Source organism: Shewanella sp. QJM3NY_23 (genome assembly GCF_056173105.1).
The window spans coordinates 632,865-657,167 of the sequence record NZ_CM149657.1 but is presented as its reverse complement, the minus strand read 5'-3'; the positions used below and the strand labels follow the sequence as shown (position 1 = coordinate 657,167).

General features: G+C 45.4%; 22 protein-coding genes and 5 tRNA genes. 5 read left to right on the top strand and 22 right to left on the bottom strand.

From position 1 onward, the window contains the following. Positions 1 to 27: 27 nt before the first annotated feature. The 22 genes from AC0VXX_RS03095 to orn form a co-directional block, all read right to left on the bottom strand. Positions 28 to 603, bottom strand: a complete 576-nt coding sequence (locus tag AC0VXX_RS03095) for an anthranilate synthase component II (RefSeq protein ID WP_475515864.1) — start codon at positions 601 to 603, stop codon at positions 28 to 30. Positions 604 to 780: 177 nt separating this feature from the next. After that, a complete protein-coding gene (locus AC0VXX_RS03090) occupies positions 781 to 1,236 on the bottom strand; it encodes a ClpXP protease specificity-enhancing factor (RefSeq protein WP_475515863.1) in 456 nt (151 codons plus the stop codon). A gap of 2 nt (positions 1,237 to 1,238) precedes the next feature. Further along, positions 1,239 to 1,868: a stringent starvation protein SspA gene (sspA, locus tag AC0VXX_RS03085; protein WP_475515862.1), complete on the bottom strand. Its 630-nt coding sequence runs from the start codon at positions 1,866 to 1,868 to the stop codon at positions 1,239 to 1,241. Positions 1,869 to 1,974: 106 nt separating this feature from the next. After that, positions 1,975 to 2,676, bottom strand: coding sequence for a cytochrome c1 (locus AC0VXX_RS03080; RefSeq protein WP_475515861.1), 702 nt, complete (start codon positions 2,674 to 2,676; stop codon positions 1,975 to 1,977). Next, positions 2,676 to 3,890, bottom strand: coding sequence for a cytochrome b (locus AC0VXX_RS03075; RefSeq protein WP_475515860.1), 1,215 nt, complete (start codon positions 3,888 to 3,890; stop codon positions 2,676 to 2,678). The genes AC0VXX_RS03080 and AC0VXX_RS03075 overlap by 1 nt, the downstream gene beginning before the upstream one ends. Further along, positions 3,890 to 4,480, bottom strand: coding sequence for a ubiquinol-cytochrome c reductase iron-sulfur subunit (petA, locus tag AC0VXX_RS03070; protein WP_475515859.1), 591 nt, complete (start codon positions 4,478 to 4,480; stop codon positions 3,890 to 3,892). Before petA ends, AC0VXX_RS03075 begins: the two co-directional genes overlap by 1 nt. A 324-nt stretch (positions 4,481 to 4,804) precedes the next feature. Further along, a complete protein-coding gene (gene hflC, locus AC0VXX_RS03065) occupies positions 4,805 to 5,683 on the bottom strand; it encodes a protease modulator HflC (RefSeq protein WP_475515858.1) in 879 nt (292 codons plus the stop codon). A gap of 2 nt (positions 5,684 to 5,685) precedes the next feature. Beyond that, positions 5,686 to 6,828: an FtsH protease activity modulator HflK gene (gene hflK, locus AC0VXX_RS03060; RefSeq protein WP_475515857.1), complete on the bottom strand. Its 1,143-nt coding sequence runs from the start codon at positions 6,826 to 6,828 to the stop codon at positions 5,686 to 5,688. Positions 6,829 to 6,869: 41 nt separating this feature from the next. Beyond that, the gene (hflX, locus tag AC0VXX_RS03055; protein ID WP_475515856.1) at positions 6,870 to 8,168 is read right to left on the bottom strand and encodes a ribosome rescue GTPase HflX; all 1,299 of its coding nucleotides are present in this window, start codon (positions 8,166 to 8,168) and stop codon (positions 6,870 to 6,872) included. Between the two features lie 20 nt (positions 8,169 to 8,188). Continuing rightward, positions 8,189 to 8,467, bottom strand: a complete 279-nt coding sequence (gene hfq, locus AC0VXX_RS03050; RefSeq protein ID WP_475515855.1) for an RNA chaperone Hfq — start codon at positions 8,465 to 8,467, stop codon at positions 8,189 to 8,191. 92 nt (positions 8,468 to 8,559) lie between these two features. Further along, a complete protein-coding gene (gene miaA, locus AC0VXX_RS03045) occupies positions 8,560 to 9,450 on the bottom strand; it encodes a tRNA (adenosine(37)-N6)-dimethylallyltransferase MiaA (RefSeq protein ID WP_475516924.1) in 891 nt (296 codons plus the stop codon). Positions 9,451 to 9,478: 28 nt separating this feature from the next. Then, positions 9,479 to 11,353, bottom strand: coding sequence for a DNA mismatch repair endonuclease MutL (gene mutL, locus AC0VXX_RS03040; protein ID WP_475515854.1), 1,875 nt, complete (start codon positions 11,351 to 11,353; stop codon positions 9,479 to 9,481). A gap of 11 nt (positions 11,354 to 11,364) precedes the next feature. After that, on the bottom strand, positions 11,365 to 12,684 hold the full coding sequence (locus tag AC0VXX_RS03035; RefSeq protein WP_475515853.1) for an N-acetylmuramoyl-L-alanine amidase: 1,320 nt from the start codon (positions 12,682 to 12,684) through the stop codon (positions 11,365 to 11,367). After that, on the bottom strand, positions 12,671 to 13,144 hold the full coding sequence (tsaE, locus tag AC0VXX_RS03030; protein ID WP_475515852.1) for a tRNA (adenosine(37)-N6)-threonylcarbamoyltransferase complex ATPase subunit type 1 TsaE: 474 nt from the start codon (positions 13,142 to 13,144) through the stop codon (positions 12,671 to 12,673). Before tsaE ends, AC0VXX_RS03035 begins: the two co-directional genes overlap by 14 nt. A 106-nt stretch (positions 13,145 to 13,250) precedes the next feature. After that, a complete protein-coding gene (locus AC0VXX_RS03025; RefSeq protein WP_475515851.1) occupies positions 13,251 to 14,729 on the bottom strand; it encodes an NAD(P)H-hydrate dehydratase in 1,479 nt (492 codons plus the stop codon). Between the two features lie 372 nt (positions 14,730 to 15,101). Beyond that, positions 15,102 to 15,557 (bottom strand): hypothetical protein, encoded by a 456-nt coding sequence (locus AC0VXX_RS03020; RefSeq protein WP_475515850.1) that lies wholly within the window; start codon positions 15,555 to 15,557, stop codon positions 15,102 to 15,104. Between the two features lie 447 nt (positions 15,558 to 16,004). Continuing rightward, a tRNA-Gly gene (locus tag AC0VXX_RS03015) sits at positions 16,005 to 16,103 on the bottom strand. A gap of 9 nt (positions 16,104 to 16,112) precedes the next feature. After that, positions 16,113 to 16,188 (bottom strand) — tRNA-Gly (locus AC0VXX_RS03010). 47 nt (positions 16,189 to 16,235) lie between these two features. After that, a tRNA-Gly gene (locus AC0VXX_RS03005) sits at positions 16,236 to 16,311 on the bottom strand. Positions 16,312 to 16,358: 47 nt separating this feature from the next. Further along, positions 16,359 to 16,434 (bottom strand) — tRNA-Gly (locus AC0VXX_RS03000). Positions 16,435 to 16,479: 45 nt separating this feature from the next. Further along, positions 16,480 to 16,555, bottom strand: a tRNA-Gly gene (locus AC0VXX_RS02995). A 104-nt stretch (positions 16,556 to 16,659) separates the two neighbouring features. After that, positions 16,660 to 17,205: an oligoribonuclease gene (gene orn / locus AC0VXX_RS02990; protein WP_110457177.1), complete on the bottom strand. Its 546-nt coding sequence runs from the start codon at positions 17,203 to 17,205 to the stop codon at positions 16,660 to 16,662. A gap of 114 nt (positions 17,206 to 17,319) precedes the next feature. On the opposite strand from orn, the gene rsgA reads away from it, so the two are divergent. From rsgA to AC0VXX_RS02965, 5 genes are all read left to right on the top strand, one after another. Beyond that, a complete protein-coding gene (gene rsgA, locus AC0VXX_RS02985) occupies positions 17,320 to 18,375 on the top strand; it encodes a small ribosomal subunit biogenesis GTPase RsgA (protein WP_110457176.1) in 1,056 nt (351 codons plus the stop codon). Between the two features lie 45 nt (positions 18,376 to 18,420). Further along, positions 18,421 to 19,281: an archaetidylserine decarboxylase gene (gene asd, locus AC0VXX_RS02980; RefSeq protein ID WP_475515849.1), complete on the top strand. Its 861-nt coding sequence runs from the start codon at positions 18,421 to 18,423 to the stop codon at positions 19,279 to 19,281. Positions 19,282 to 19,289: 8 nt separating this feature from the next. Then, positions 19,290 to 20,192, top strand: a complete 903-nt coding sequence (locus AC0VXX_RS02975; protein ID WP_475515848.1) for a DMT family transporter — start codon at positions 19,290 to 19,292, stop codon at positions 20,190 to 20,192. A gap of 142 nt (positions 20,193 to 20,334) precedes the next feature. Further along, the gene (locus AC0VXX_RS02970; protein WP_475515847.1) at positions 20,335 to 23,523 is read left to right on the top strand and encodes a mechanosensitive ion channel domain-containing protein; all 3,189 of its coding nucleotides are present in this window, start codon (positions 20,335 to 20,337) and stop codon (positions 23,521 to 23,523) included. Further along, entirely contained in the window at positions 23,523 to 24,242 is a 720-nt protein-coding gene (locus tag AC0VXX_RS02965) for a glycerophosphodiester phosphodiesterase (protein WP_475515846.1), read from the top strand. Before AC0VXX_RS02970 ends, AC0VXX_RS02965 begins: the two co-directional genes overlap by 1 nt. The last annotated feature ends 61 nt before the right edge of the window (positions 24,243 to 24,303 follow it).

Sequence of the window (24,303 nt, the reverse complement as noted above, 5' to 3'; positions counted from 1 at the left end):
GCTGTAAAATATGCACCTATACCTAAGTTAAGCCGCCATATCGATAAAGCGCTTTAGTAACTCCAACCCTTGCTCTGTCAAAATCGACTCTGGATGAAACTGAACGCCATAGATAGGTAGAGAGCAATGGCTCATCGCCATGATCTCGCGTCCGTGAAGCGGATCGTCAAACCAAGCATCGAGTACAAAATCTTTCGGTACACTGTCGACTAACAGTGAGTGATACCGAGTCACAGTTAACGGTTGATTTAGCCCTGCAAACAACCTTTTATCACTATGGGTAATACGACTGGTTTTGCCGTGCATCACGCGTTTGGCGCGCACCACACTCGCCCCAAACACCTGAGCAATGGCTTGGTGACCTAAGCAGACACCCAATATCGGCAATTTACCAGCAAAATGGCTAATAGCAGCCAATGAAATCCCCGCCTCATTAGGTGAGCAAGGCCCCGGCGAGATAACCAGTAAGCGAGGCGATAACTGTTCAATTTGTGCTAGGGTGATCTCATCATTGCGTTTAACTATGATTTCCTGCCCGAGCTGCTGAAAATACTGCACTAAGTTATACGTAAATGAATCGTAATTGTCGATCATTAAGAGCATATACTGCTACTAGCCTAAGGTCGTGAGGTTGTTCTTGTGGCGCAGATGCTAACACAGAGAAGTTAACTATTCATCCACTAGCAAACCCCATGAGCTCAATGCCCAACTCGACAAAGAGTAGGCAATAAAAAACCAGCCATTTGGCTGGTTTTTTGTAATATGCAGTTAAACGTATTGCTACTTAACGACCGTTAGATGACCACGGCGCTTAGGCTTAGCTTCATCACCCTCAGGTGTTGAAGACGTCGCTGGCGCAGGTTTCTGCTCGACTACCGATAGGCCTGTCTCTTCTGGCTCAAGTTCAATCTGATAGGCTTCTTCTTGGTCGAATACCGTCCCCGCACCATTCTCTCGTGCATAAATAGCCACGATGGATGCCATAGGTAAAACAACTTGCTGAGGCACACCACCAAAACGAGCGCTAAATTCGATAGCATCGTGACCGATCTGTAAATTACCCACCGCACTGGCGGTAATATTCAGCACAATCTGTCCATCTTTAACATATTGCTGAGGCACTTGAGTGCCTGGAACATAAGCATCAACCACTACATGTGGCGTTAGCTCATTGTCCATCAACCAATCATAATATGCTTGCAGCAAGTACGGACGATTAGGTGTCATCGGTTTCATTTTTAGATACCCATGCGCATTTCGCGCTCAGACTCTGTTAATGATGCTTTGAATGACTCACGATCGAATAGACGCGTCATATAGGCTTTAACTTCTTTGGCTGTGCGGCTATCTAACTCGATACCCAGTACAGGCAGGCGCCATAATAGCGGACCTAAATAACAATCAGCCAGACCAAACTCTTCCGCCATAAAATAAGGCATTTCATTAAAGATTGGCGAAATTGAGGTTAAGCTCTCTTGCAACTGTTTACGCGCCTCGTCGGCACGATCCCCCTTACGAATACGATCTACTAAGGTGTACCAATCGTTTTCTATACGGTGCATCATCAAACGAGTCTGACCACGAGATACAGGATAAACAGGCATTAGTGGCGGATGAGGAAAACGCTCGTCCAAATATTCCATAATAATACGCGAGTTATAAAGTACTAGCTCACGATCAACTAATGTCGGAACTGTATTGTATGGATTTAGCTCAATAAGATCTTCAGGCATCTCATTAGGGTCAACCTGTAGAACATCAACGGTAACGCCCTTTTCCGCCAATACGATACGTACTTGGTGGCTATAGAGATCGTCAGCGCCTGAAAACAGGGTCATGATTGAGCGTTTATTGGCAGCAACAGCCATTGATACCCTCCAAAATTAAGTCGAAAGCTAAAAAAGCAAAAACAAACGAGGGGCAAAGCCCCCCGTTTGGAATATGCGGATAATACATTCTAACCTTTATTAGGGGTTAGTGTACATCTTTCCAGTATTCTTTCTTTAACAGATAAGCCACGATAAAGAAAATGAACAGGAAGCCCATCACCCACCAACCTAAGCTTTCACGCTCAAGTTTGACCGGATCGCCTGAATAAACAAGGAATCCCGTGATGTCACGCACTACTTGGTCGTACTCTTCTGCAGTAAGCTTACCGCCAGTTGTCACAAAGCTACCATCTTCTTGCTTAACCGATAGGCCTTGCAGTTCTTGCATCACATGAGGCATGGCCACTGATGGGAAGACGGTATTGTTCACGCCAAATGGGCGACTCTCATCATGATAGAAGCTCTTAAGGTAAGTGTAGATCCAATCTTCACCACGCACGCGAGCTACCAGAGTCAAATCAGGCGGCGCTGCACCAAACCATTTTGCCGCGTCAACTTCAGGAATCGAGTTTTCCATCAAATCGCCAACTTTAGCTCCTTCAACGACCATATACTTATTACGCATATCGTCTAATGAGATATCTAAATCTTCGGCAACACGGTTATAACGCTGATACTGAGTGCTATGACAACCAGCACAATAGTGCTGAAATTTATCTAAACCACGTTGCAGTGACTCAGTATCCTTTAGGTCGATGTTGGCACTTTCTAAATGTACATTTGAACCACCTGCAGCGAAGGCAAGTGATGGCACCAATGTAATTAATGCAATCAATAATTTTTTCATTAGTGAGTCAACCTCTCTGGTACAGGCTTGGTCTTCTCATTCTTGCTGTAAATCCAAAGCGCTAAGAAGAAACCGAAGTAAGTCAGAGTAAAGATACGAGCCGCAATGGTTAGCGCTGGCGTGGCTGGAACCGCACCCAAGTATCCTAAGACAACAAACGATACAGCGAACTGACCAATGTTAAGCTTGTGGATCATGCTACGGTAGCGCACCGACTTAACTTTACAACGATCTAGCCAAGGTAAAACAAACAACACAGCAATCGCTAAGCCCATACCTACAACCCCTAACAGCTTGTCAGGAATCGCACGCAAAATCGCGTAGAAAGGCGTGAAGTACCAAACTGGCGCAATATGCTCAGGTGTCTTCATCGGGTTAGCTGCTTCGAAGTTTGGCTTCTCTAGGAAGTATCCACCGCCTTCAGGCATAAAGAACAATACATAACAGAAGACAATTAGGAAGCCTGCGACGCCCATAATATCTTTTACTGTGTAGTAAGGGTGGAATGGAATGCCATCTTTTGGCCAACCATTTTCATCTTTATTCTTCTTAATTTCGATACCGTCAGGGTTGTTTGAACCCACTTCGTGTAGCGCAATTAAGTGCAAGAATACCAATACGACTAGCACCAATGGGAGTGCAATCACATGCAGTGCGAAGAAACGGTTTAGTGTTGCACCTGAAACAACAAAGTCACCACGGATCCAAAGCGTTAGGTCATCACCAATCACAGGGATCGCGCCAAATAGCGAGATAATTACCTGAGCTCCCCAGTAAGACATCTGTCCCCAAGGTAGTAGGTAACCCATAAAGGCTTCGGCCATCAACACAAGGAAAATTAGCATACCAAACAACCAGAGAAGCTCTCTAGGCTTTTGATATGAGCCGTAGATAAGACCACGGAACATGTGCAGATAGATAACGACAAAGAATGCAGAGGCACCAGTGGAGTGCATATAACGCAGTAACCAACCATATTCAACATCACGCATGATGTATTCAATAGAGGCGAACGCACCTTCCGCGGTTGGTACGTAGTTCATCGTTAGCCAAATACCAGTCAGTAACTGGTTGACTAACACTAGCATGGCTAGCGAGCCAAAGAAGTACCAAAAGTTAAAGTTTGTTGGTGTTGCATATTGTCCAACATGACGGTTATAGGTGGCCGTCATGGGGATTCTTGCATCAATCCAATCAATAATATTCTTTACCATTACGCAGCTCCCTGATCGACACCGATAATTACGTTGCCGTCATCAATGTATTGATGAGGTGGAACAACAAGGTTTAAGGGTGCTGGAACGCCTTGGAATACACGGCCTGCCATATCAAACTTTGAACCATGACATGGACAGAAGAAACCAGAGGCCACACCTTCGACTTGCTCACCAAAGGTATCGGGAAGATACGTCGGAGAACAACCTAAGTGAGTACAAAGACCTACAGCGATAAAGTACTCAGGCTTAATTGAACGAACCGCATTTTGCGCATAGGCAGGTTGCTGTTCTTCACTCGAACCAGGATCACGTAATTTCTCATCGTGAGTAGCAAGACCTTGTAAGATCTCTTCGGTGCGACGGACAACCCATACAGGTTTTCCACGCCATTCAACACGGATCAACTGACCCGGCTCTAACTTACTAATGTTTACTTCAACCGGTGCACCTGCAGCTTTCGCTTTGGCACTCGGATTCCATGACTTTATAAAAGGAACCGCTACAGCGACGGCACCAGCACCACCTACTACGGCGGTTGCTGCGGTCAGGAATCTGCGACGTCCGGTATCGACTGGCGCATTGCTCATCCACTTATCTCCAGAGAGTGTTGGAATTTTTGTTTTAAAAAATTTGATATTGGGGTTTTACCCCAAAGCACAAAAATCAAATTTGAGGCGGGGCTCATTATAGCCAAAAATTAGAAGCAGATCATAGTAAAACAGCGAACAAAGTTAACTCTGTTTGCAAAACAATCAATCTATAGGGGCAATAGCAAGGGAAATAGCACATATTATGCGAAAATGAAGCAGAAAATTGATTAACGATAGATTAACAACTTAAGCTAAATTAGTTGTTTGAATTTAATAAGTACAAAAAAGCCCGAACTCGTCGGGCTTTTTTATTTTTATGGCTTATTTGCCGTCAGAACGCTTCATGTATTTGAAGAAGTCACTGTCTGGCTCTAATACCATCACGTTTGAACCGTTTGAGAAACTGGCTTTATATGCTTCCAAACTACGTAAGAAAGAATAAAACTCAGGATCTTTGTTATAAGCATCTGCATAGATTTTTGCTGCAATAGCGTCACCTTCACCTCGTACCGATAAGGCTTTACGCTCAGCTTCTGCAATTTGAATTTCTACGCTCGCATCGGTCTTAGCACGAATGATCTCAGATTGCTCCTTACCTTGTGCGCGATGCTCTTTCGCTACTGCGGTACGCTCTGCGCGCATACGCTGGTAGATACTCGAACTCACGTTAGCGGGTAAGTTAATCTGCTTAACACGTACATCGACCACTTCAATACCCAAATCTTTGGCACTGTCAGACGCGTTTCTCAACGCATCTTGTTGCAACTCATCTCGGCTACCAGAGACGATGTCTCTGATAGTGCGGCGACCAAACTCGGTGCGCAGATCGTTGTTGATCTTGCGTTGTAATAAAGATTCCGCTTGGACTTTATTACCACCATTAGTCGCTAAGTAGTATTTTTCATGATCAAAAATACGCCACTTAACATATGAATCGACCATTAAGTCTTTTTTCTCAGAAGTCACAAAGCGATCTGCTGCGCCGTCCATAGTCTGGATGCGTGAGTCTAAAAACTTAATCTTATCGATCAATGGTAGTTTAACGTGTAAACCAGGCGCATAAATCCGTGTCACGCCATCATCTTTAAGAATTTTACCAAATCGCGATACGATCGCGCGCTCACCTTCATTAACGACCAGCAGTGAAGATAAACCAGTCGCAATCAAGATTGCGATAATAATGACAGATAATCTACCCATGATTAGTTTCTCCCCTGGCGAGTACGGTCGCTACGAGAAGGACGCCCGTCGAGTGGCATACCTACACTATTCACTACGCTGTTAGCAGACTCATTAGATGAGCCTTGCGCAGCCGCTTGAGGTTGCTTAGATGTCTTGCTTTGGTCCATCAGTTTATCCAATGGTAGATACATCATATTGCCGCTGCTTTTCGCATCGACCAATACTTTGTTAGCACCTGAGTAAACCTTTGACATTGCATCGATATAAAGACGATTACGAGTCACATCTGGAGAAGCTTGATACTCTGGAAGTAATTTTTCAAAGCGTGCCACTTTACCACGCGCTTCTAAAATTTCACGTTCCTTGTAAGCGTTAGCTTGCTGTTCCATACGTTGTACGGTACCACGAGCTTTAGGCTCAATCTCACGCGAATACGCCTCGGCTTCACGGATAAAACGTTGCTCATCCTCTTGCGCTGCAATAGCATCATCAAAGGCATCTTTCACCTCTTCAGGTGGACGCGCTGGTAAGAAGTTGACATCGCGGATCTCGATACCCAAATTATAAGGCTCGATAATACGGTTCACTTCATCCCAAGTGTCACGGCGAATTTGATCACGCCCGGTGGTCAAGATGTCATCCATGCGATTGTGACCCACCACATAGCGCAAAGCACTATCGGTAGCTTCACGTAAGCTAGAATTCGCATCGACAGCACTGAACATATAGCGATAAGCATCGACTACAATGTATTGCACATCAAGCTCAACCAACACCACGTTTTCATCAGCAGTCAGCATGCTTCCTGATGCAGGGATCGAGCGAACGTTACTCACGTTTACCGGAAACACTTCATCAATGAAGGTCGCTTTCCACTGCAAGCCAGGTTCCACTTGACCGATATATTTGCCAAAGCGTAACGCAACCCCTTTTTCAGCTTCTTTAACGGTATAGAAACCCGAGAGTCCCCACACCACCACGGCGATACCTAAAACAATAACGAATCCTAATGTACTGAATCCACCGCCAGAACCATTACCTTTGCCGCCAAAGCGTTTAGAAATATTCTTAAACACTTCGTCTAGATCTGGTGGCCCTTTGTCATTGCCATTTTTATTTCCCCAAGGATCTTGACCCTTGTTACCGGGCTCGTTCCAAGCCATTTAGCACTCCATAGGTATGAAATAAACGAGATTACTAAAAACTACTCTACTGTTGCTGTTTCAACAATAAAGGTTTCCAATTCCCCTTGGCTCTGCTTTGTTAATCGATGCCAATCGGCTTCTAATAAACGCACAGACAAGATACAGTTCCCCAGATCGTCATACTCTTTCTGCTGTATCACATCCAGTCGATAAAACTGACCAAGATAATGCCCAGCCGTCGCTGGGATTTGCAAGGTAAGCTCTAAAACGGCACGACCCACAATTTTGTTGATCGCCTCCTCGAGCAATTCCAAGCCTTTGCGTTGTTGAGCCGAAACCCACACACGCGTAGGAACCCCTTCGCTATCGTAATCGATCTTAGGGCCTACATCTTCCAACAGGTCAATCTTATTACAGACAACCAATTGAGGAATATCATCAGCACCAATCTCCTTGAGCACCAATTGAACTTGCTCAAAGTTATCACCCATATTGTCATCAGAACAATCGACTATGTGTAACAAAAGATCGGCTTCACGCGTCTCTTGTAGGGTCGCTTTAAAGGCGGCTACCAGATCATGCGGAAGATGCCGAATGAAACCAACGGTATCGGCTAAAATCACCGGTCCGTCTTGTAAATCCAATTTTCTTAAGGTCGGATCGAGCGTGGCAAACAATTGGTCTGCCGCATAAACATCTGACACAGTAAGCGCATTAAATAATGTTGATTTGCCAGCATTAGTGTAACCAACCAAGGACACGGTAGCTAATTCACTGCGCTGACGAGCTCGTCGACTCTGTTCACGTTGCTTGTCGACTTTTTCCAAACGTTTATTGATGGTTTTAATACGCCCACGCAATAAACGTCTGTCCGTTTCAAGCTGTGTTTCACCCGGACCACGTAGGCCGATCCCGCCTTTTTGTCTTTCAAGGTGGGTCCAACCGCGTATTAGGCGTGTCGACATGTGGCGCAATTGCGCTAGCTCCACCTGTAACTTACCTTCGTACGTACGCGCACGTTGGGCAAAAATATCGAGGATCAGTGTTGTACGATCTAATACACGACACTGACACACCTGCTCAAGATTTCGCTCTTGGGCTGGGCTCAATGGATGATTAAAAATAACCACACTCGCGTCAGTGGCAGCAACTAACGCTGCTAATTCTTCCGCTTTCCCTGAACCAACAAAAAACTTACGATCTGGAGAGCGACGACTTCCCGTTATAACACCAACGGTTTTAGCTCCTGCCGACTCAACTAACAAACGAAGTTCAGTAATATCTTCTCTACTGCTTTCATCGGCAAAGTCGATGTGAACAAGAACGGCTGCGTCTCCCGCTTCATAGCGATCAAACAAAAAGCAAACTCCTCAGGTAATTACTCAGCACTTTCATCTGTTGGTGCATTGTAACCGCCCGTTTGATTTGGGGTGTTGTGATGGTTGCTCACATTAAATGGGCGCGCTGGCACAACTGTTGAAATTGCGTGCTTATATACCATCTGGCTGACAGTGTTCTTCAATAAAATAACAAACTGATCAAATGATTCAACTTGTCCTTGAAGCTTGATACCGTTAACAAGGTAGATAGATACCGGAACGCGTTCACGACGTAATGCGTTCAAAAATGGGTCTTGTAAAGATTGCCCCTTTGCCATTATATAATTTCCTTTTTATTAAAATTAAATAAAACCTAATGCTGCATCAACTTCGGGTTTGGTTTTAGTATTATATAGAGTGAATGAATTAGCTAGCGACAATATTGTATTAGTCGACCTATATTTGCATCATCACCACTCTCCAGCCAATTTAAATCGGCCCAGCCACGTAACCATGTTAATTGACGCTTAGCCAATTGCCTAGTCGCAACTACGGATTTTTCAACCATAGTATCATAGTCGTAATCACCATCGAGGTATTGCCATACTTGGCGGTACCCCACACAGCGCATAGAAGGTAACTCTAAATGCAAATCACCACGCGCTTTCAGTGCTTGCACTTCTTCGATGAATCCTTGCTTTAACATAGTGTCAAATCGTGCAGCAATAGCAGAATGTAACACTTTCCGATCGCTTGGCGATATACCAAATTGCACAACAGAGTAAGGTAATGCGGCCGACTTAACCTCAGTTAGCTCAGTTAAGCTTTTACCGCTGATGCGAAACACCTCTAATGCCCGCGATAAACGCTGTGGGTCGTTAGGATGAATACGCTGCGCCGACACGGGATCAATCTGCTGCAATTGTTGATGCAATGCTTGCCAGCCTAATGTTTCAGCTTCTTTGGCGATATCGGCTCTAATTTCACTGTTTGCCGCAGGCAGAGGCGATAACCCCTCAAGCAAGGCTTTGAAATAGAGCATGGTTCCACCCACTAATAACGGTGTTTTACCCGCGGCTAAAATACGTTCAATCTCGTTAAGCGCATCGTGACGAAAATCGGCAGCAGAGTAACTTTCGCTAGGGTCACGAATATCTATCAATCGATGTGGTGCACGGCGCTGCTCTTCAGCACTGGGTTTAGCAGTGCCTATATCCATATCACGATAGATGAGGGCTGAATCAACCGAGATTATTTCACACTGGTGACGCTCTACGAGCTCAATAGCTAACGCCGTTTTGCCGGATGCCGTCGGCCCCATTAGGGTTAAAATTGTCGGCTTATTATTGCTAGTCACTCGTTTGCTCACTTAACCACTCTTGCCAAGGTAACGCCTTGGCTTTCGATATTATTTGTTGCTGTTGCGACTCAGCTAACTGACAAAAATCAGTCCAAAGTGCTGACGCCGAAGTAAAATGATCTCGTCCATGGCCAACTAACCAATTCACGATGGCCTCATCTTCAGGCTCTTCAAAGCGAATCCACTGTAAAAACTCAGCGATCACATTCGCTAACTGGCTTTGCCTTAGATATGGGGGCACTTTTTTGATAATCAACTGCCCCAATCGAATAGTTAATTCGATGCCCAACTTCCTGATAAGTAGCTCTCGTTGCTCAAGAGTATCAAGCCAGTCATTGTCTGCTTTTATCGACACAGGCATCAATAGTGGTTGCCCCACGAGTCCTGATGCAAGCTTGTGCTCTATCTGTTGACGCAGCACCACATCAGCGACGGTTGTAAACGCCAATAACTTGAGTGCATTGTCTTGTGTTATTACCCAGTATTGCCCCGCTAAAACCAAAGGCATAGGCGATGGTGGTGCAGCTGTGGGCCTGTTTACATCAGGTGTTGCAAGCAACTGCGCATAATTATCAATGGCCGCCTGCGAAGGTAAATCTGGTGCTTGATAACGATCTGAGCGGCTTGCGCGGTACTCAGCGCCTGAAGACTGGCTATAGCCTGATTCCCTTTGACCATACGCCGAAGCAGCTCGTTCATGCACATGGCGTTCGCTAGCTGTAGGGGTTGCAGACAAAGGCGCGCTATAGTGGCCCGCAAACGGCGACGATGGACGGTTTGCCGCTGGCGTTGATTGCACTAATGGCGCTTCAGCGTGATCCACTGGAGCGTCATCGCCCTCAGGCTGATAAGCGTTCAACGGCAGCTGCTCAGCCTGTGACAGAGCCGATTGTAGGGCTTGTAAAATAAAATCATGTACATAGCGACTTTCATGGAAACGCACTTCATGCTTTGCTGGATGCACATTGACATCAACTTGATGTGGGTCAAGCTCAAGCATCAACACATAGCCAACCTGAACGCCTTGCAACTGCTCAGCAAACGCTTGTCTCACTGCATGATTAACCAGCCTATCGCGCACTAATCGACCATTAACATAAAAATACTGGGTATCACTTGAGCTCGCGTCAAAATGCGGCGACTGGATATAGCCACTGAGCTTTAACCCATTATGCTCGCAATCTACCGCCAATGCATGCTCTGCAAATTGTTTACCACTCACCTGAGCTAAACGCTGTAGATACTGGTTTTGGGTATTCGCCGGACGATAATTACGCACCATTTTACCATTATGCTTTAGGGTAAAATGGATATCACGTCGCACTAAAGCAATCCGCTTAAGCCACTCATCGATATGAGTAAACTCCGTTTTATCGCTTTTCAGAAAACGACGACGAGCGGGGGTATTAAAAAACAGATCGACCGCTTCGACCGTAGAACCCACAGGGTGCGCAGCGGGGATCACTTTTACCGCCATTTCAGAGCCTTCAGCATATGCTTGCCACGCCTCAGTTTGGCTGGCGGTGCGCGAGGTGAAGGTTAAACGCGATACCGAACTAATACTGGCAAGTGCTTCACCACGAAAACCAAAGCTTAAAATAGCATCGAGATCATCTAAAGAAGCCAATTTAGAGGTCGCATGACGCGATAGCGCCAAGCCAAGTTGATCTTTTTCAATCCCAGAGCCATTGTCTTGGATCTTAATCAGCTTACTGCCACCCTTATCGATTTCGATATCAACTTTAGTCGCGCCAGCATCTAGGCTGTTTTCAACCAACTCTTTGATAACCGATGCGGGACGCTCAACAACCTCACCAGCGGCAATCTGGTTAGCCAACTGAGGAGGCAAAATTTTAATGGTCATTTTGACTCCTATTAAGCGCGGGGAATGACCAGTTTCTGGCCTATACGAACTGTGTTTGATTTAAGATTATTGGCTTTTTTGATACTGCTAATCGACACCTGATAACGATGAGCAATAACCGACAACGACTCACCTTTTTCGACCTTATGACTCAAGGTGCTGCGATTAGCCAGAAGGGTATTGGCTGGCGGATTGGTTTCAAAATAGCGTAATACGCCCTTATGTACCGCATTGGCAATATTGTTTTGATGCTCGCGCTGTGTCAGTAAACGCTCCTCTTTATGGTTAGAGATAAAGCCAGTTTCAACCAAAATAGAGGGAATATCGGGAGACTTTAATACCGCAAAACTGGCCGCTTCTGGCTGGTGCTTATGTAATTTAGTGACCTTGCCTAAATTGAGTAATACATCACCGGCAATATTATGGCTAATAGCCATAGATCGATCCATCGACATGTCGAGTAATGTCATGGCAAGATACTGTTCATTATCGGCATTTTGAATGATCTCACCCGCACCGCCGAGCAACTCAGAGTGTTTCTCTTTTTGTTCCAGCCAACGGCCGATCTCACTGTTAGCCCGTCGCATTGACAACACCCAAACCGAGGCACCTTGTGGTTGAGGCGAGGTAAATGCATCGGCATGGATTGACACTAATAGATCGGCTTTACTGGTGCGTGCAATTTCTGAGCGCTTATTGAGATTAACAAAATAGTCGCCAGAGCGGGTCATGACAGCTTTCATGCCTGGGGTGGCATTAATTTTCGCTTCTACCTTTTTAGCAATCTGCAACACCACTTTTTTCTCATAGGTACCTTTAGGACCGATTGACCCTGGATCATCTCCGCCATGGCCTGCATCAATCGCGACAATCACATCCCTTAATTCAGGGACAGGTTTTGCCTTTACTGCCTGCTTATCAGGCCCACCGCCATCGAGATCGACAACCAAACGATTGCCGTATGGCGCTGTGGGAGTTAAAGCAAATAAATTAGCTTTCACAGGCTTAACTATATCGATAACGAGTCTGAGCGTGCCTTTTTTCGGCGGCTGACTAATGCGCACCTTTTTGACCAGCTTACTATTATTCTCGATTTTACTCAGATCCATTGCTGTGGAAGTGCCACTCAGATCGACCACCAGTCGATAAGGATTCGTCAAGGTAAAATGGCTGTATTGCGGCGGCTGACCCAGGTCAAATACCACCCGCGTCGATTCTGGCGCGGCCCAAATTCGCACACCATCTAACCTGTTTGCGCTGTGAGCTATTGCTGGAACACACAGCAGTAACAGCAGCAACACGCGCTTTATTATCGAATCAGTTGTTATCATTATTATGTAAACTATCTAACAGTAACTGCCCTGCTGGCTTATTTGCACTTAAGGTGACTTCTCGCCCTTGCTCAAGGTATTTTATATCGATAAGCAGATCGGCTTCGGGTAATATACCTGCCCCTTTATCGGGCCATTCCACAATGCATAAACTGTTATCGGCAAAATAATCTCTAATTCCCATAAATTCTAACTCTTCAGGATCACTGAGCCTATATAGATCAAAGTGATAGACATCAATACCATTCAGTTCATAGGGTTCAACTAAGGTATAAGTAGGGCTTTTAACTGCTCCCTGATGGCCTAAGCTTTGGATCAAACCACGACTAAAAGTCGTTTTTCCAGCGCCTAATTCACCACTCAAATAGATGGTTAGCGGAGGTGTGATCGCTTGAGCTAACTGCTGCCCTAAGCTCACGGTATCAAACTCATTTTCAAGATAAACTGTCACTGGCGTCATGGTGTATTCGTCGTAACCTAAATTGGGCAAACTGATTATAACCAGATACTTTAACCCAAACTGAATTCTATCTAAACAAACATTAGCTGTTTTTAATCTGACGGCTTTAAATCTTGTCCACTAACGCCCGAATATGCGGAAACAGATCGCAAGCCAACATGCCACGCTCACCCTCTTTAGCAGCCATGTCAGCGGCGACGCCATGCACTACAACACCAGCACTGGCTGCATCCATATTGGACATACCTTGCGCCATTAACGCCGCAATTATGCCCCCCAATACATCACCACTACCACCGCTAGCTAAACCAGGATTACCCACTGGGGCGACATGACAACGAGTGCCATCGTAAATAAGTGTGCCCGCGCCTTTCAATACCACAACGCCACCATACTTGGCCTGCAGGGCATAAACCGCTGCAAAGCGATCTTGTTCAACGTCAGCAATGCTGATCCCCAATAATCTTGCCGCTTCGCCACTATGGGGCGTCAACACCCAATGTCGCTGCTTATTGGGCTCAAGAGCCAGTAAATTAAGAGCATCGGCATCCATGACACATGGCTTGTCACTCAATCCGGTGGCCTTGAGTAAATTGTATCCCCAATCGTGCTTGCCAAGTCCAGGTCCAATTAGCAATACATCGGCCCACCCTAATCGTTGATACACCTCCATATCAACCAGCTCACACCCCCAAAACATCAGCTCTGGTCGCCCAGCATTGATAATAGGGAGATGCTGCGGCCTGGAAACCACGGCAACAAGACCAGCACCGGCGCGTAAACAGCTTTCTCCGGCAAGCCTTGGCGCGCCCGCCATGCCGATATCGCCCCCGATCACAGTGACCTTACCACAAGAGCCTTTATGACTATTTTGTGCCCGAGTGGGCATGCCTAAATCGGTGACTCGATGAGCTATATTTATGACTGTAGACGCGGGAAGGTGTTGGGTTAATCCAATATCGGCAAACCATAAGTAACCGACGCAATCTCGGGCCTTACCCGTAACAAGCCCCTGTTTTACCGCTCCCATGGTCAATGTCACATCGGCTTTAATAGCCAGTTGCCCTGCCCCCGTATCGGCATTAATTCCCGAAGGTACATCTATAGACAACACCCAAGAAGGCTGCTGATTAACAGCGGTAATGATGGTCGTAAACGCCTCATTGAGTTCACCGTGAAAGCCAGTACCAAGTAAACCATCTATCACCACATCTGCCGCTAATAATGCTGGCTGCCAATCCTGTTCTAGGTGACCACCTGCTGCTACAAACGCCGCTTTGGCATAGCTCACGCCTTCACCAATAGGTTCTCGCTCTAAAGCATACAGCTTAACTTGGCAGCCAGCCTCAAGCAAAAGCGTGGCACAGATATAAGCATCAGCCCCATTATTGCCGTATCCAGCTAACACCAAAATATGGCTAGTTAACTTATTTTGCTGTTGCAGTAATGCAAAGGCCGCCTGCCCTGCGCGATCGATTAACCCTAATAAAGATATGTCGCCTGAATGGATAAAATGGGCCTCAGCCTCTCTCACCATTTGAGTCGAATATAATGTTTGCGGAAGCTGTGCATCACAAAACAACATGGGGAGACTCCTAAATACGTTAATAAAACATCCTATGCGGTAGCTAAGGCTTAGCATATTCCATGTTAGATAGCATATTGGTCATTAGATTCACGAGTCACTGTAATTATTGAGATAAGTTTGATCTTGCACAAAAAAATGAGCCAGATAGTAAGGCTTAAGTCTGAGCTTTAAGTAAAAGTTGGCATTATACGGGGTGGGAGTTAAACAACGTAGCGACCTTGAGCAATAAAGCATGGAAAAGCGTGCCAGAATGAGAACGGTGAGAGTGGTTCAAGCCAGTGGCAATATCACCTAATGATGGGCTTAGCCCTAGCAACAGATAACTCTCGGTAGCTTAAGCCTTTTAAACTACCGAGTTTACGACGAAATTTAGATATCATCCATACGAATACAGCTATGCACTAAACGCTGCTGTTGAATTTTCTTTACTCGAACCAGCTCGCTCATCGCATTTTTAACATCGCCAGGAACAGATGATTCGGCCGTTTTCTGCAGCAGTCCAATCAAACGATTATCTAGATCTAAGTGTAGTTCCAATAGATCTTCTTCGTTCATATTGGCTTTAGGAACTATCTCTTGGCAACGTTTGATAAAATCTTCAAACACAATATCGTTGTACCAAAGTTCTAATAATTTAGAGGGGGCCTCTTCGATATAATCGTCTATCTTCTGTGACATCTCTTTTTCATGCTGCTGTAAATACTCAAGCATCAACTTGACGCGCGATGAATCAACCGCACTGTGCAAACGCCCATATAATCGAGCCATTTCTAAGCGACACTTAGAGACATATTCCAATTGTTCATTAAGCTGCTGAAATCTCATCTTACCCTCTCCAATCCAAGCCATTTGACTAGGCGATAATATTGATTCGATTTTATTATGAAGTATTTTGCGGATATTTTTTTGAACAAGGTCATAGTTTACACAGTTCAATCATCTTTATATTAGGTTTCGTTAAAGAAATGGGGCACAAATCACCCAAGTCAAAGTTGAACTTATATAAGACATTTAAAAAGCAACCACAACAAACAAGAATGCACAATTGAAGCGATAGATGAGGTTAGGAATAGATACCAATGACCTTTTAGCTTGGTATCGCTCTTACCCTAAATAATAGAATCAGCAGAACTAATGTCGTGATTGAGCTTAAGAGGAGATAATAAAAATAGGGAATTGGAACGACATGCCGTGTTAGAAGCACACCATACTCTATAAATCAGTAAGTTATCGAACTTGATTTTAAGGGGGATAATAAAACAAGAGGGAGATTGGAGCGACATATCGGGTTCGAAATCGATACCAATGACGATACCTTGGTAAGGTATCGCACTATTTGCTCTATAAAAGAGTCAACAGAGCTAATGTCGCAATCAAATTTGGAGCGACATATCGGGTTCGAACCGATGACCTATACCTTGGCAAGGTATCGCTCTACCAACTGAGCTAATGTCGCATAAATCTTTTTGTCTATAACATTTGGTGATGCTGTAGATTGTAATTTGGAGCGACATATCGGGTTCGAACCGATGACCTATACCTTGGCAAGGTATCGCTCTACCAACTGAGCTAATGTCGCATAAATCTTTTTATCTATAGCATTTGATGATGCTGTAGATTGTAATTTGGAGCGACATATCGGGTTCGAACCGATGACCTATACCTTGGCAAGGTATCGCTCTACCAACTGAGCTAATGTCGCATAAATCTTTTTCTATAGCATTTGGTGATGCTGTAGATTGTAATTTGGAGCGACATATCGGGTTCGAACCGATGACCTATACCTTGGCAAGGTATCGCTCTACCAACTGAGCTAATGTCGCATTTCAATTCTGCTAACGTGAGCTGCTAGCTGAAAGTTGAGGCCGCATTATAGGAGAATTTCGCACCGCTGCAACCCCTTGCTTTAAAAATTTATACTGATTGATTAAATTTTAAATACTTTATCACGATAAAACTGCAATTCAGCAATAGATTCTTGAATATCGACCAATGCTTGATGGGTACCACGCTTAGTAAAGCCGTCCATTACTTCAGGCTTCCAACGACGAACCAACTCTTTTACCGTACTCACATCAATATTACGATAATGAAAGTAATCCTCAAGTGTTGGCATATAACGGTTCAAAAAGCGTCTATCTTGACCAATACTATTGCCGCACATAGGTGATACACCTTTGGGTACATGTAACGCTAAAAATGCAATCGTTTGTTCAATTGCTTGCGCTTCATTAATGCGGCTTGCTTTAACCCGTTCAATTAAGCCAGACTCACCATGATGTTTCTGGTTCCAATCATCCATGCCTGCCAACACTTCATCTGACTGATTGATCGCAATCACAGGGCCCTCTGCCAGAATATTTAGCTCCTTATCTGTCACAATAGTCGCTATCTCAATGATTCTATCGACACTAGGTTCTAACCCTGTCATCTCTAGATCAACCCAAATCAGATTACTTTCATCTGCAGCCATGTCTCTGCCTTATTATTACGTTTGCCTAAATTCAGGCTTTTTTGTTTAAGACCGTGTATCATACTGCTTTCTTTAGACAACACAAAATAACCTTATTTTGACGATGATTACACTGTGAGTAAAAAGAAACCTTTAAGTCAAGGCCAGCGCCGCCGCATGCGTGCTAACCACGAAAAACGTTTGCAACGCAAAGAGGCGGGTGACGCCGCTCCAGAACTACAAGATAGTTCACTTGGGCCCGAGTTACTCGGCACCGTCATCTCTCGTTTTGGTCAACATGCTGATATCGAAACCGAAGATGGCCAATTAGTCCGCTGTAACATACGCAGAAATATTCAAAGTTTAGTCACTGGCGATAAAGTGATTGTCCGCCTTGCCGTTGAAACCACAGCGACCATAGCCGGCGTTGTCGAAGCGGTGCACCCAAGGCATTCGTCATTGTCTCGACCTGACATGTACGATGGCATCAAAATTATTGCCGCCAATATTGACCAAATATTGATTGTCTCATCGGTAGTACCGAGTTTTACCACCCAAATTATCGACCGTTACCTCGTGGCCGCTGAAGACACTGGTATAGCCCCAGTCATTATCCTCAATAAAATTGACCTACTCAGTGAAGAGGAAGCCCCTCAAGTTGAGGCGGCTTTACGTCGCTACCAAGAAATTGGTTACCCTGTGTATAAAGTCAGCAGCATCGAAGGCGAAGGGGTCGACACCATAAAAGCGCTGCTTAAAGATAAAGTGAGTGTATTTGTCGGCCAATCAGGCGTTGGTAAATCATCATTAATCAATGCGTTATTACCCGACGCCGAATTACTCACTGGCGATGTGTCTGAAAACTCAGGCCTAGGTCAACACACCACCACCACGGCTAAATTACTACACTTCCCCAGCGGCGGTGACCTAGTGGACTCCCCTGGCGTGCGCGAATTCGCTTTGTGGCATCTACCTCCTGAGCGTGTCGGCTGGTGTTTTATCGAATTTAGAGACTATATTGGCACCTGTAAGTTTAGGGATTGTAAACATAAAAACGATCCAGGTTGTGCCATTACCGCTGCGTTTAACGAAGGCAAAATATTCGAAGATAGGTACAACAACTATCATCGCATCATAGACAGCCTCGATGAGCAGCGCCATGCTCGTCATTTTAGAAATGACAGCGACTAACAACAGACAGCAACATAGCCATATTGGATTTTAAGGATAACTAACGTGGACAAACTGAAAATTGCCTTGCAATACATGATGCCAAAACACCTTCTCTCACGCCTAGTAGGCAAGTTGGCGGCAGCAGAGCTAGGTATGGTCACCACTAGCGTAATTAAGTGGTTCATCAAGCAGTACAAAATTGATATGAGCGAAGCCGCCCAAAGTGAACCAGAGGCTTATGCCAGCTTTAACGCATTTTTTACCCGCGCATTAAAACCGGGGATTCGCCCTTTATGTGATGATGACGATTATATCGTCCATCCTGTCGACGGCGCCGTCAGTCAATGTGGCCCTATCAAGTCGGGGCGCATCTTTCAGGCTAAAGGCCATGACTACTCTGCTTTAGCCTTATTGGGCGATCAAGTCGATGATGCTAAGCGCTTTGAAGGGGGCGATTTTGCCACTATCTATCTGGCGCCTAAAGATTACCACCGCATTCATATGCCGATTAAAGGCACCTTGTCTAAGATGACCTATGTACCTGGTGAACTGTTTTCGGTCAATCCGTTAACGGCTGAAAACGTACCAGGGCTATTTGCTCGAAACGAGCGAGTCGTGGCGATATTTGAAACCGAAATCGGCCCTATTGCTATGGTGCTTGTTGGTGCAACGATTGTCGCTAGCATTGAAACTGTCTGGGCTGGCACTGTCACCCCGCCAACGGGTAAAAAAGTCTTCACCTGGGACTACCCAACCGAAGGGCCAGAAGCCTTAACCTTGGATAAGGGTGAGGAAATGGGTCGCTTTAAGCTAGGCAGTACAGTGGTGATGTTGTTTGCTAAAGATGCCATTGAAGAGTTTGCCGACGGCGTTAAACCCAAAGCGGTAACGCGCATGGGTCAAGCCTTTGCCAAAATAGACTAACTGCGACATTGAAGCCGAACGCGAGCAGCCATCACGGATTAATCGAGCTGCATATTGCCGTCTTACTGTTTGGTGGGACGGCACTGTTTTCTAAATTGATCCCACTAAGTGCCCTCGACATTACCTTGCTGCGCTGTGCTGTTGCTGCCCTTATCTTGGCACTTATTGTTAAAAGCAGTGGTTGTCGCCTTCGCCTTAACGCCCACAAAGATTACCTTATTGCGCTTGGACTTGGGATTATCGTGAGCCTGCATTGGGTGACCTATTTCGCCTCTATGCAGCTCTCATCTGTAGCCATAGGGATGATTGCCTTTTTTACCTATCCAGTGATGACGGTATTAATTGAGCCACTGTTTAACGCAAGCCGCCTCAAACGCACCGACTTACTAAGCGGTATTAGTGTGCTCTGCGGCGTCAGTTTGTTGATCCCAGAAGCCACTCTCGGCAACGATGTCACCTTGGGGATCATTTTGGGCATACTCTCTGCCATGCTGTTTACTTCCCGTAATTTACTCCACAAGCGTTACTTTGCTGAGTATAGCGGCGCACAAGCTATGCTATATCAAACCGCAGTGGCCGTTGTGTTTTTAATGCCTTGGCACCAAGTTAATATCAGCACCATTAACCAGTCCGTTTGGGGCTTGATAATCCTACTCGGCGTGGTATTTACCGCCGCGCCACATGCGTTATTTACATCAGCACTACGTCAACTTAGCGCCAAAACTGTCAGTTTAGTTTCCTGTTTGCAGCCCTTATATGGTGCGTTATTAGCATTGTGGCTACTGGGTGAAGAGTTAGCGCTAAATACTATCATTGGCGGCGCGCTGGTTGTGGTAACGGCCATTTATGAGACGCAACAGAGCCATAAAAATCAGCGATCGAAACAACAGTCAAATATGGCCTCGACATAACCAAGGCGATTGGCGAGCACAGCAGATCAAGTCGCCCTGTCGCGATTCAGTTCAAATTAACCGATCCATCAATATCATTTTCAATCTATATTGGTACTATATAGCGGTCTATCCATGTATTAATGCCAACTAAAAGCAGATTATGTCTCGTATTTTACTCGTTTTTCTTTGCGTTCTTTCTTTTGCAGCCACTGCTAACTCGCCGCTATCTCTTAACAAACATTTAGGGATAGGCCAAAACACGAATACCACAACAAAAACCCCCGAAGAACAACTGGCCTTACTTGAACAACAGATCACTGAGCAGCGCGAACTACAAAGTAATTTCGAGGCGCTGCAGCATCAATATCAAAACAAAAAAAATGATATCAGCAAACAAATAGAGCAGGCATCTAAGCCGTTAAGTTGGCAACCACAACAAGATTTAAGCCAACAAGCCTCCATGGCTTACCTTCGCCTATCTGAACTAAAAGAGATTGAAGCCAGCCTAGGGCAACAAATTAACGAACTGATCAAACGACAGCATCAACTGCCCACCATTATTACGCAGGCCAATAGCACGCTAGCGCAGCACACTCGCACCAGTAGCAGTAACGAAACCGACATAACCGAAGCCCAAGGGCGGCTCTACCGCCAGACATTGTCGACACTGGAATCAGAGCTTGCCAGCAGCCAAAAACAGATCGCCCTCACTCAACAACAGTTAACCTTAGTGCGCCGCCAATTGATCCAGCAAGAACAGCTGATCGAAAAGCTAAATGCGGCGATTTCAGTGCAACGTCATAAAACCACTGCCGCCACCATAGCGGCCAGCCAAATTGAAACCTCGGCAACCGATGATGCACTTGCGCTAGCACTTAATGAACAAAACCAAGCCTACGGCGAACAGCTACAACAACTCACTTACCAAATGAGCGAAGTGGCCACCAAACAAGAAGAAGCCGAAACCCAATATCAAATGCAAGCCAAGCAGTTGAGTAATATTCAGCAGCAGATAGGCTTAGTCAAACTGAATTCGGCGTTTGGTGAGCGTTTTTTGCGCATTTTATCGTCACTGCCTAAACCACCAAACCAAGACATTATCAGCAATGATATCGCCAACGCACGTCTTGAACGCTATCAAATAGAGCAAGATCTCACCTTGCATGCCAATCTCAACAACGGGGCGAGCGATCACACACCATTGCAAACTAAATTGTTGCAATCACAGTATAAATTGCAACAACAACTACTGGAAAACTACGATTTGTATATCGGCGAGTTAGCCGAACTGCGGGTGCTCTATGAGCAACTCAATCAACAATACAAAAATCTTAAAACAACCCTCAACGAACATCTGTTCTGGGTTGCTAACGCCAATAGTATTGACCGATTCTGGTTTAGTGATCTGCTGCAAAGTAGCCAATGGCTGCTAACCCAAGCTCCCTGGCACCAAATTACCGACTCCTTTAGTGAGCAAAGTACGCTGTGGTCTTGGTGGATAATCTTATTCGTCTTATGCCTAGTCCTACAGGACTTAGTCACGCCCAGTTTTAATAAAGCCATGACCCACAACGCTGCGTTTGTTGGCAACGTGACCCAAGATAAGTTTATCTACACGATCACAGCCCTCTTTATTTCGCTTTGTTATAGCGCTATTAAACCCTTACCGTTACTGGCAGGTGGACTGATTTTATATTACTCACAGCATAACCTGGTATCATCGGTTGGTATGGGGATCTTAGCTATCGCCGCCTTATATCTGCTATATCGGTTTACCGACCTGCTCGCGTTAGAAAAAGGGGTGTTAATTGGCCACTTTAAAGGCGATGCCAACACCATTCATGCGGGGCAGCAACGACTGCGCACTTTTACATTAATGACCATGCCAATTATTGGTGTACTGGGCTTTACCGAGGTATTAGAAACCTCGATGATCCGTAACAGCTTAGGCCGTGGCGCCTTTATCTTGTTCGCCATCATGCTGTTTTGGTTTTATAAAGATATTTTACAGCTATCGAAACAGAAACGCCTTTACCATCAAGATGACAAAAATAAACGCTTACTGCAAAAAACACTCTGGGCCGTAATGTTATTGCTGCCGCCCGCATGCGCCATATTAGCCTTTAGAGGTTACTACTTTACCGCCTTCCAAATGTTGCTACAGCTGCAACTGTCCTTGATCTTATCATTGAGCTTTATGTTGCTCTATCAACTGATCAAACGCTGGATGCTGATTGAGCGCCGGCGCATCGCCTTCCACCGTGCAAAAGCCAAGCGCGCCGAAATATTGGCCCAACGAGAAAAAGATGACGACAGCGCCAATAATGAACAAGGCGACACCTACGAAGAGCCAGTGGTGGATCTAGAAACCATCTCTAGCCAATCATTAGGCTTGGTGCGTTCACTATTGACCCTCGCCTTCTTAATCAGCTTAATTGGACTCTGGACCCAGACTCACAGTGCCATCTTCTCGTTTTTGGATGGTATCACCCTCTGGACCAGCTCGACCGTGATCGATGGCATCTCTCAGCAGTTGCCTATCACGCTTAAATCGTTACTGCTGGGACTGATTATTGTGGGCTTTTCATTAATGATTGCCACTAATTTACCCGGCCTGCTGGAACTAATGATCCTCCAGCGGCTCGATTTAACACCGGGTACAGGCTTTGCGCTTACCACGGTAAGCCGCTATTTGGTGGTATTTTTTGGTATGTTAAGTGGCTTTTCTACCTTAGGGATGGAATGGTCCAAGCTGCAGTGGTTAGTGGCTGCCCTCTCGGTGGGTTTGGGTTTTGGCTTACAAGAAATTTTCGCAAACTTTATATCGGGTCTTATCATCTTATTCGAAAAGCCAGTGAGAATTGGAGATACGGTCACGATTCGCGACTTAACTGGCACTGTCAGTAAAATTCAGATCCGCGCCACCACCATTGTCGATTGGGATCGCAAAGAGATCATTGTGCCTAATAAAGCATTTATTACCGAGCAGCTGATCAACTGGTCATTATCCGATCCTATCACTCGAGTGATTGTGTACGTCTCGGTAGCGCGAGACTCAGATCCGGCCCGGGTTGAAGCGGCACTGTATCAAGCAGTTAAAGAGTGCGATGAAGCACTGGCGATTCCTGAGCCCGAAGTCTGGTTTGCAGGCTTTGGTAAACACACCCAAGATTACGAAATTCGCGCCTATGCAAAAGACATGAATACCCGTTGGCCGCTGCGTCACAAGCTGCATAAACAGGTTAATAAGAAACTCAAAGAAAACGATTTAGAGCTCGCTTATCCACAGCTTGAAGTGCATATTAACAGTGGCCAAGGCAAAGAAACTCAAGGGTTGATTAGAAACTGATGCAGGTATTTGCTCACCGAGGCGCTAGCGGTTATGCGCCAGAAAACACCCTAGCCGCGATTAAAAAAGCAGTGCAACTTGGGTGCACGGCTATCGAAATTGACGTGCACAATATCGAAGGCCAACTGTATGTATTTCATGATAGGCGCCTCGACGGTAAAAGCACTGGCACAGGACTCATAGAAGAGGTCAGCCAAGCCTATTTAGCCACGGTACGCGTCGGCGCAGAGCCTATCCCCACCCTTTGGGAGTTGCTGGTTTATCTGCAACACGTCGACTGTATCGTTAATATTGAACTCAAGGGAATGAACTCACTGGCGCCATTTTTAAGCTTGTACCCTAACATCTTATCTAAGCTAAATTTTAGCGCCGATAAGCTATTGATCTCTTCCTTTAACCACCACTTCGTTGCCAGCGTCAAACAGCAGTTTCCTCAAGCCTTAGTGGCGCCGCTTATTGAGGGCATTCCTTTTGATAATGCCGCCTTAGTGAGCCACTTACAGGCTTACTCGCTGCACCTCAGCTTGAGCTTTATCACCTCAGATATAGTCAAAGATGCCCATCAGCGTGGTGCTAAAGTTTATGTCTATACCGTCGATGATGCAGCAGATATCGTCTATTTAGCTAAACTGGGCGTTGATGGGATTTTTAGTAACTATCCTGATATTAGTCAGCAAGTTATCGAGCAGCTTAGCAGAAAAGCTAATACACTATATTGATCCATTCAGGTAACATAACTCAGTTACGCTTGCCAAGTTAACCCACTAGGTCAAGCATGCT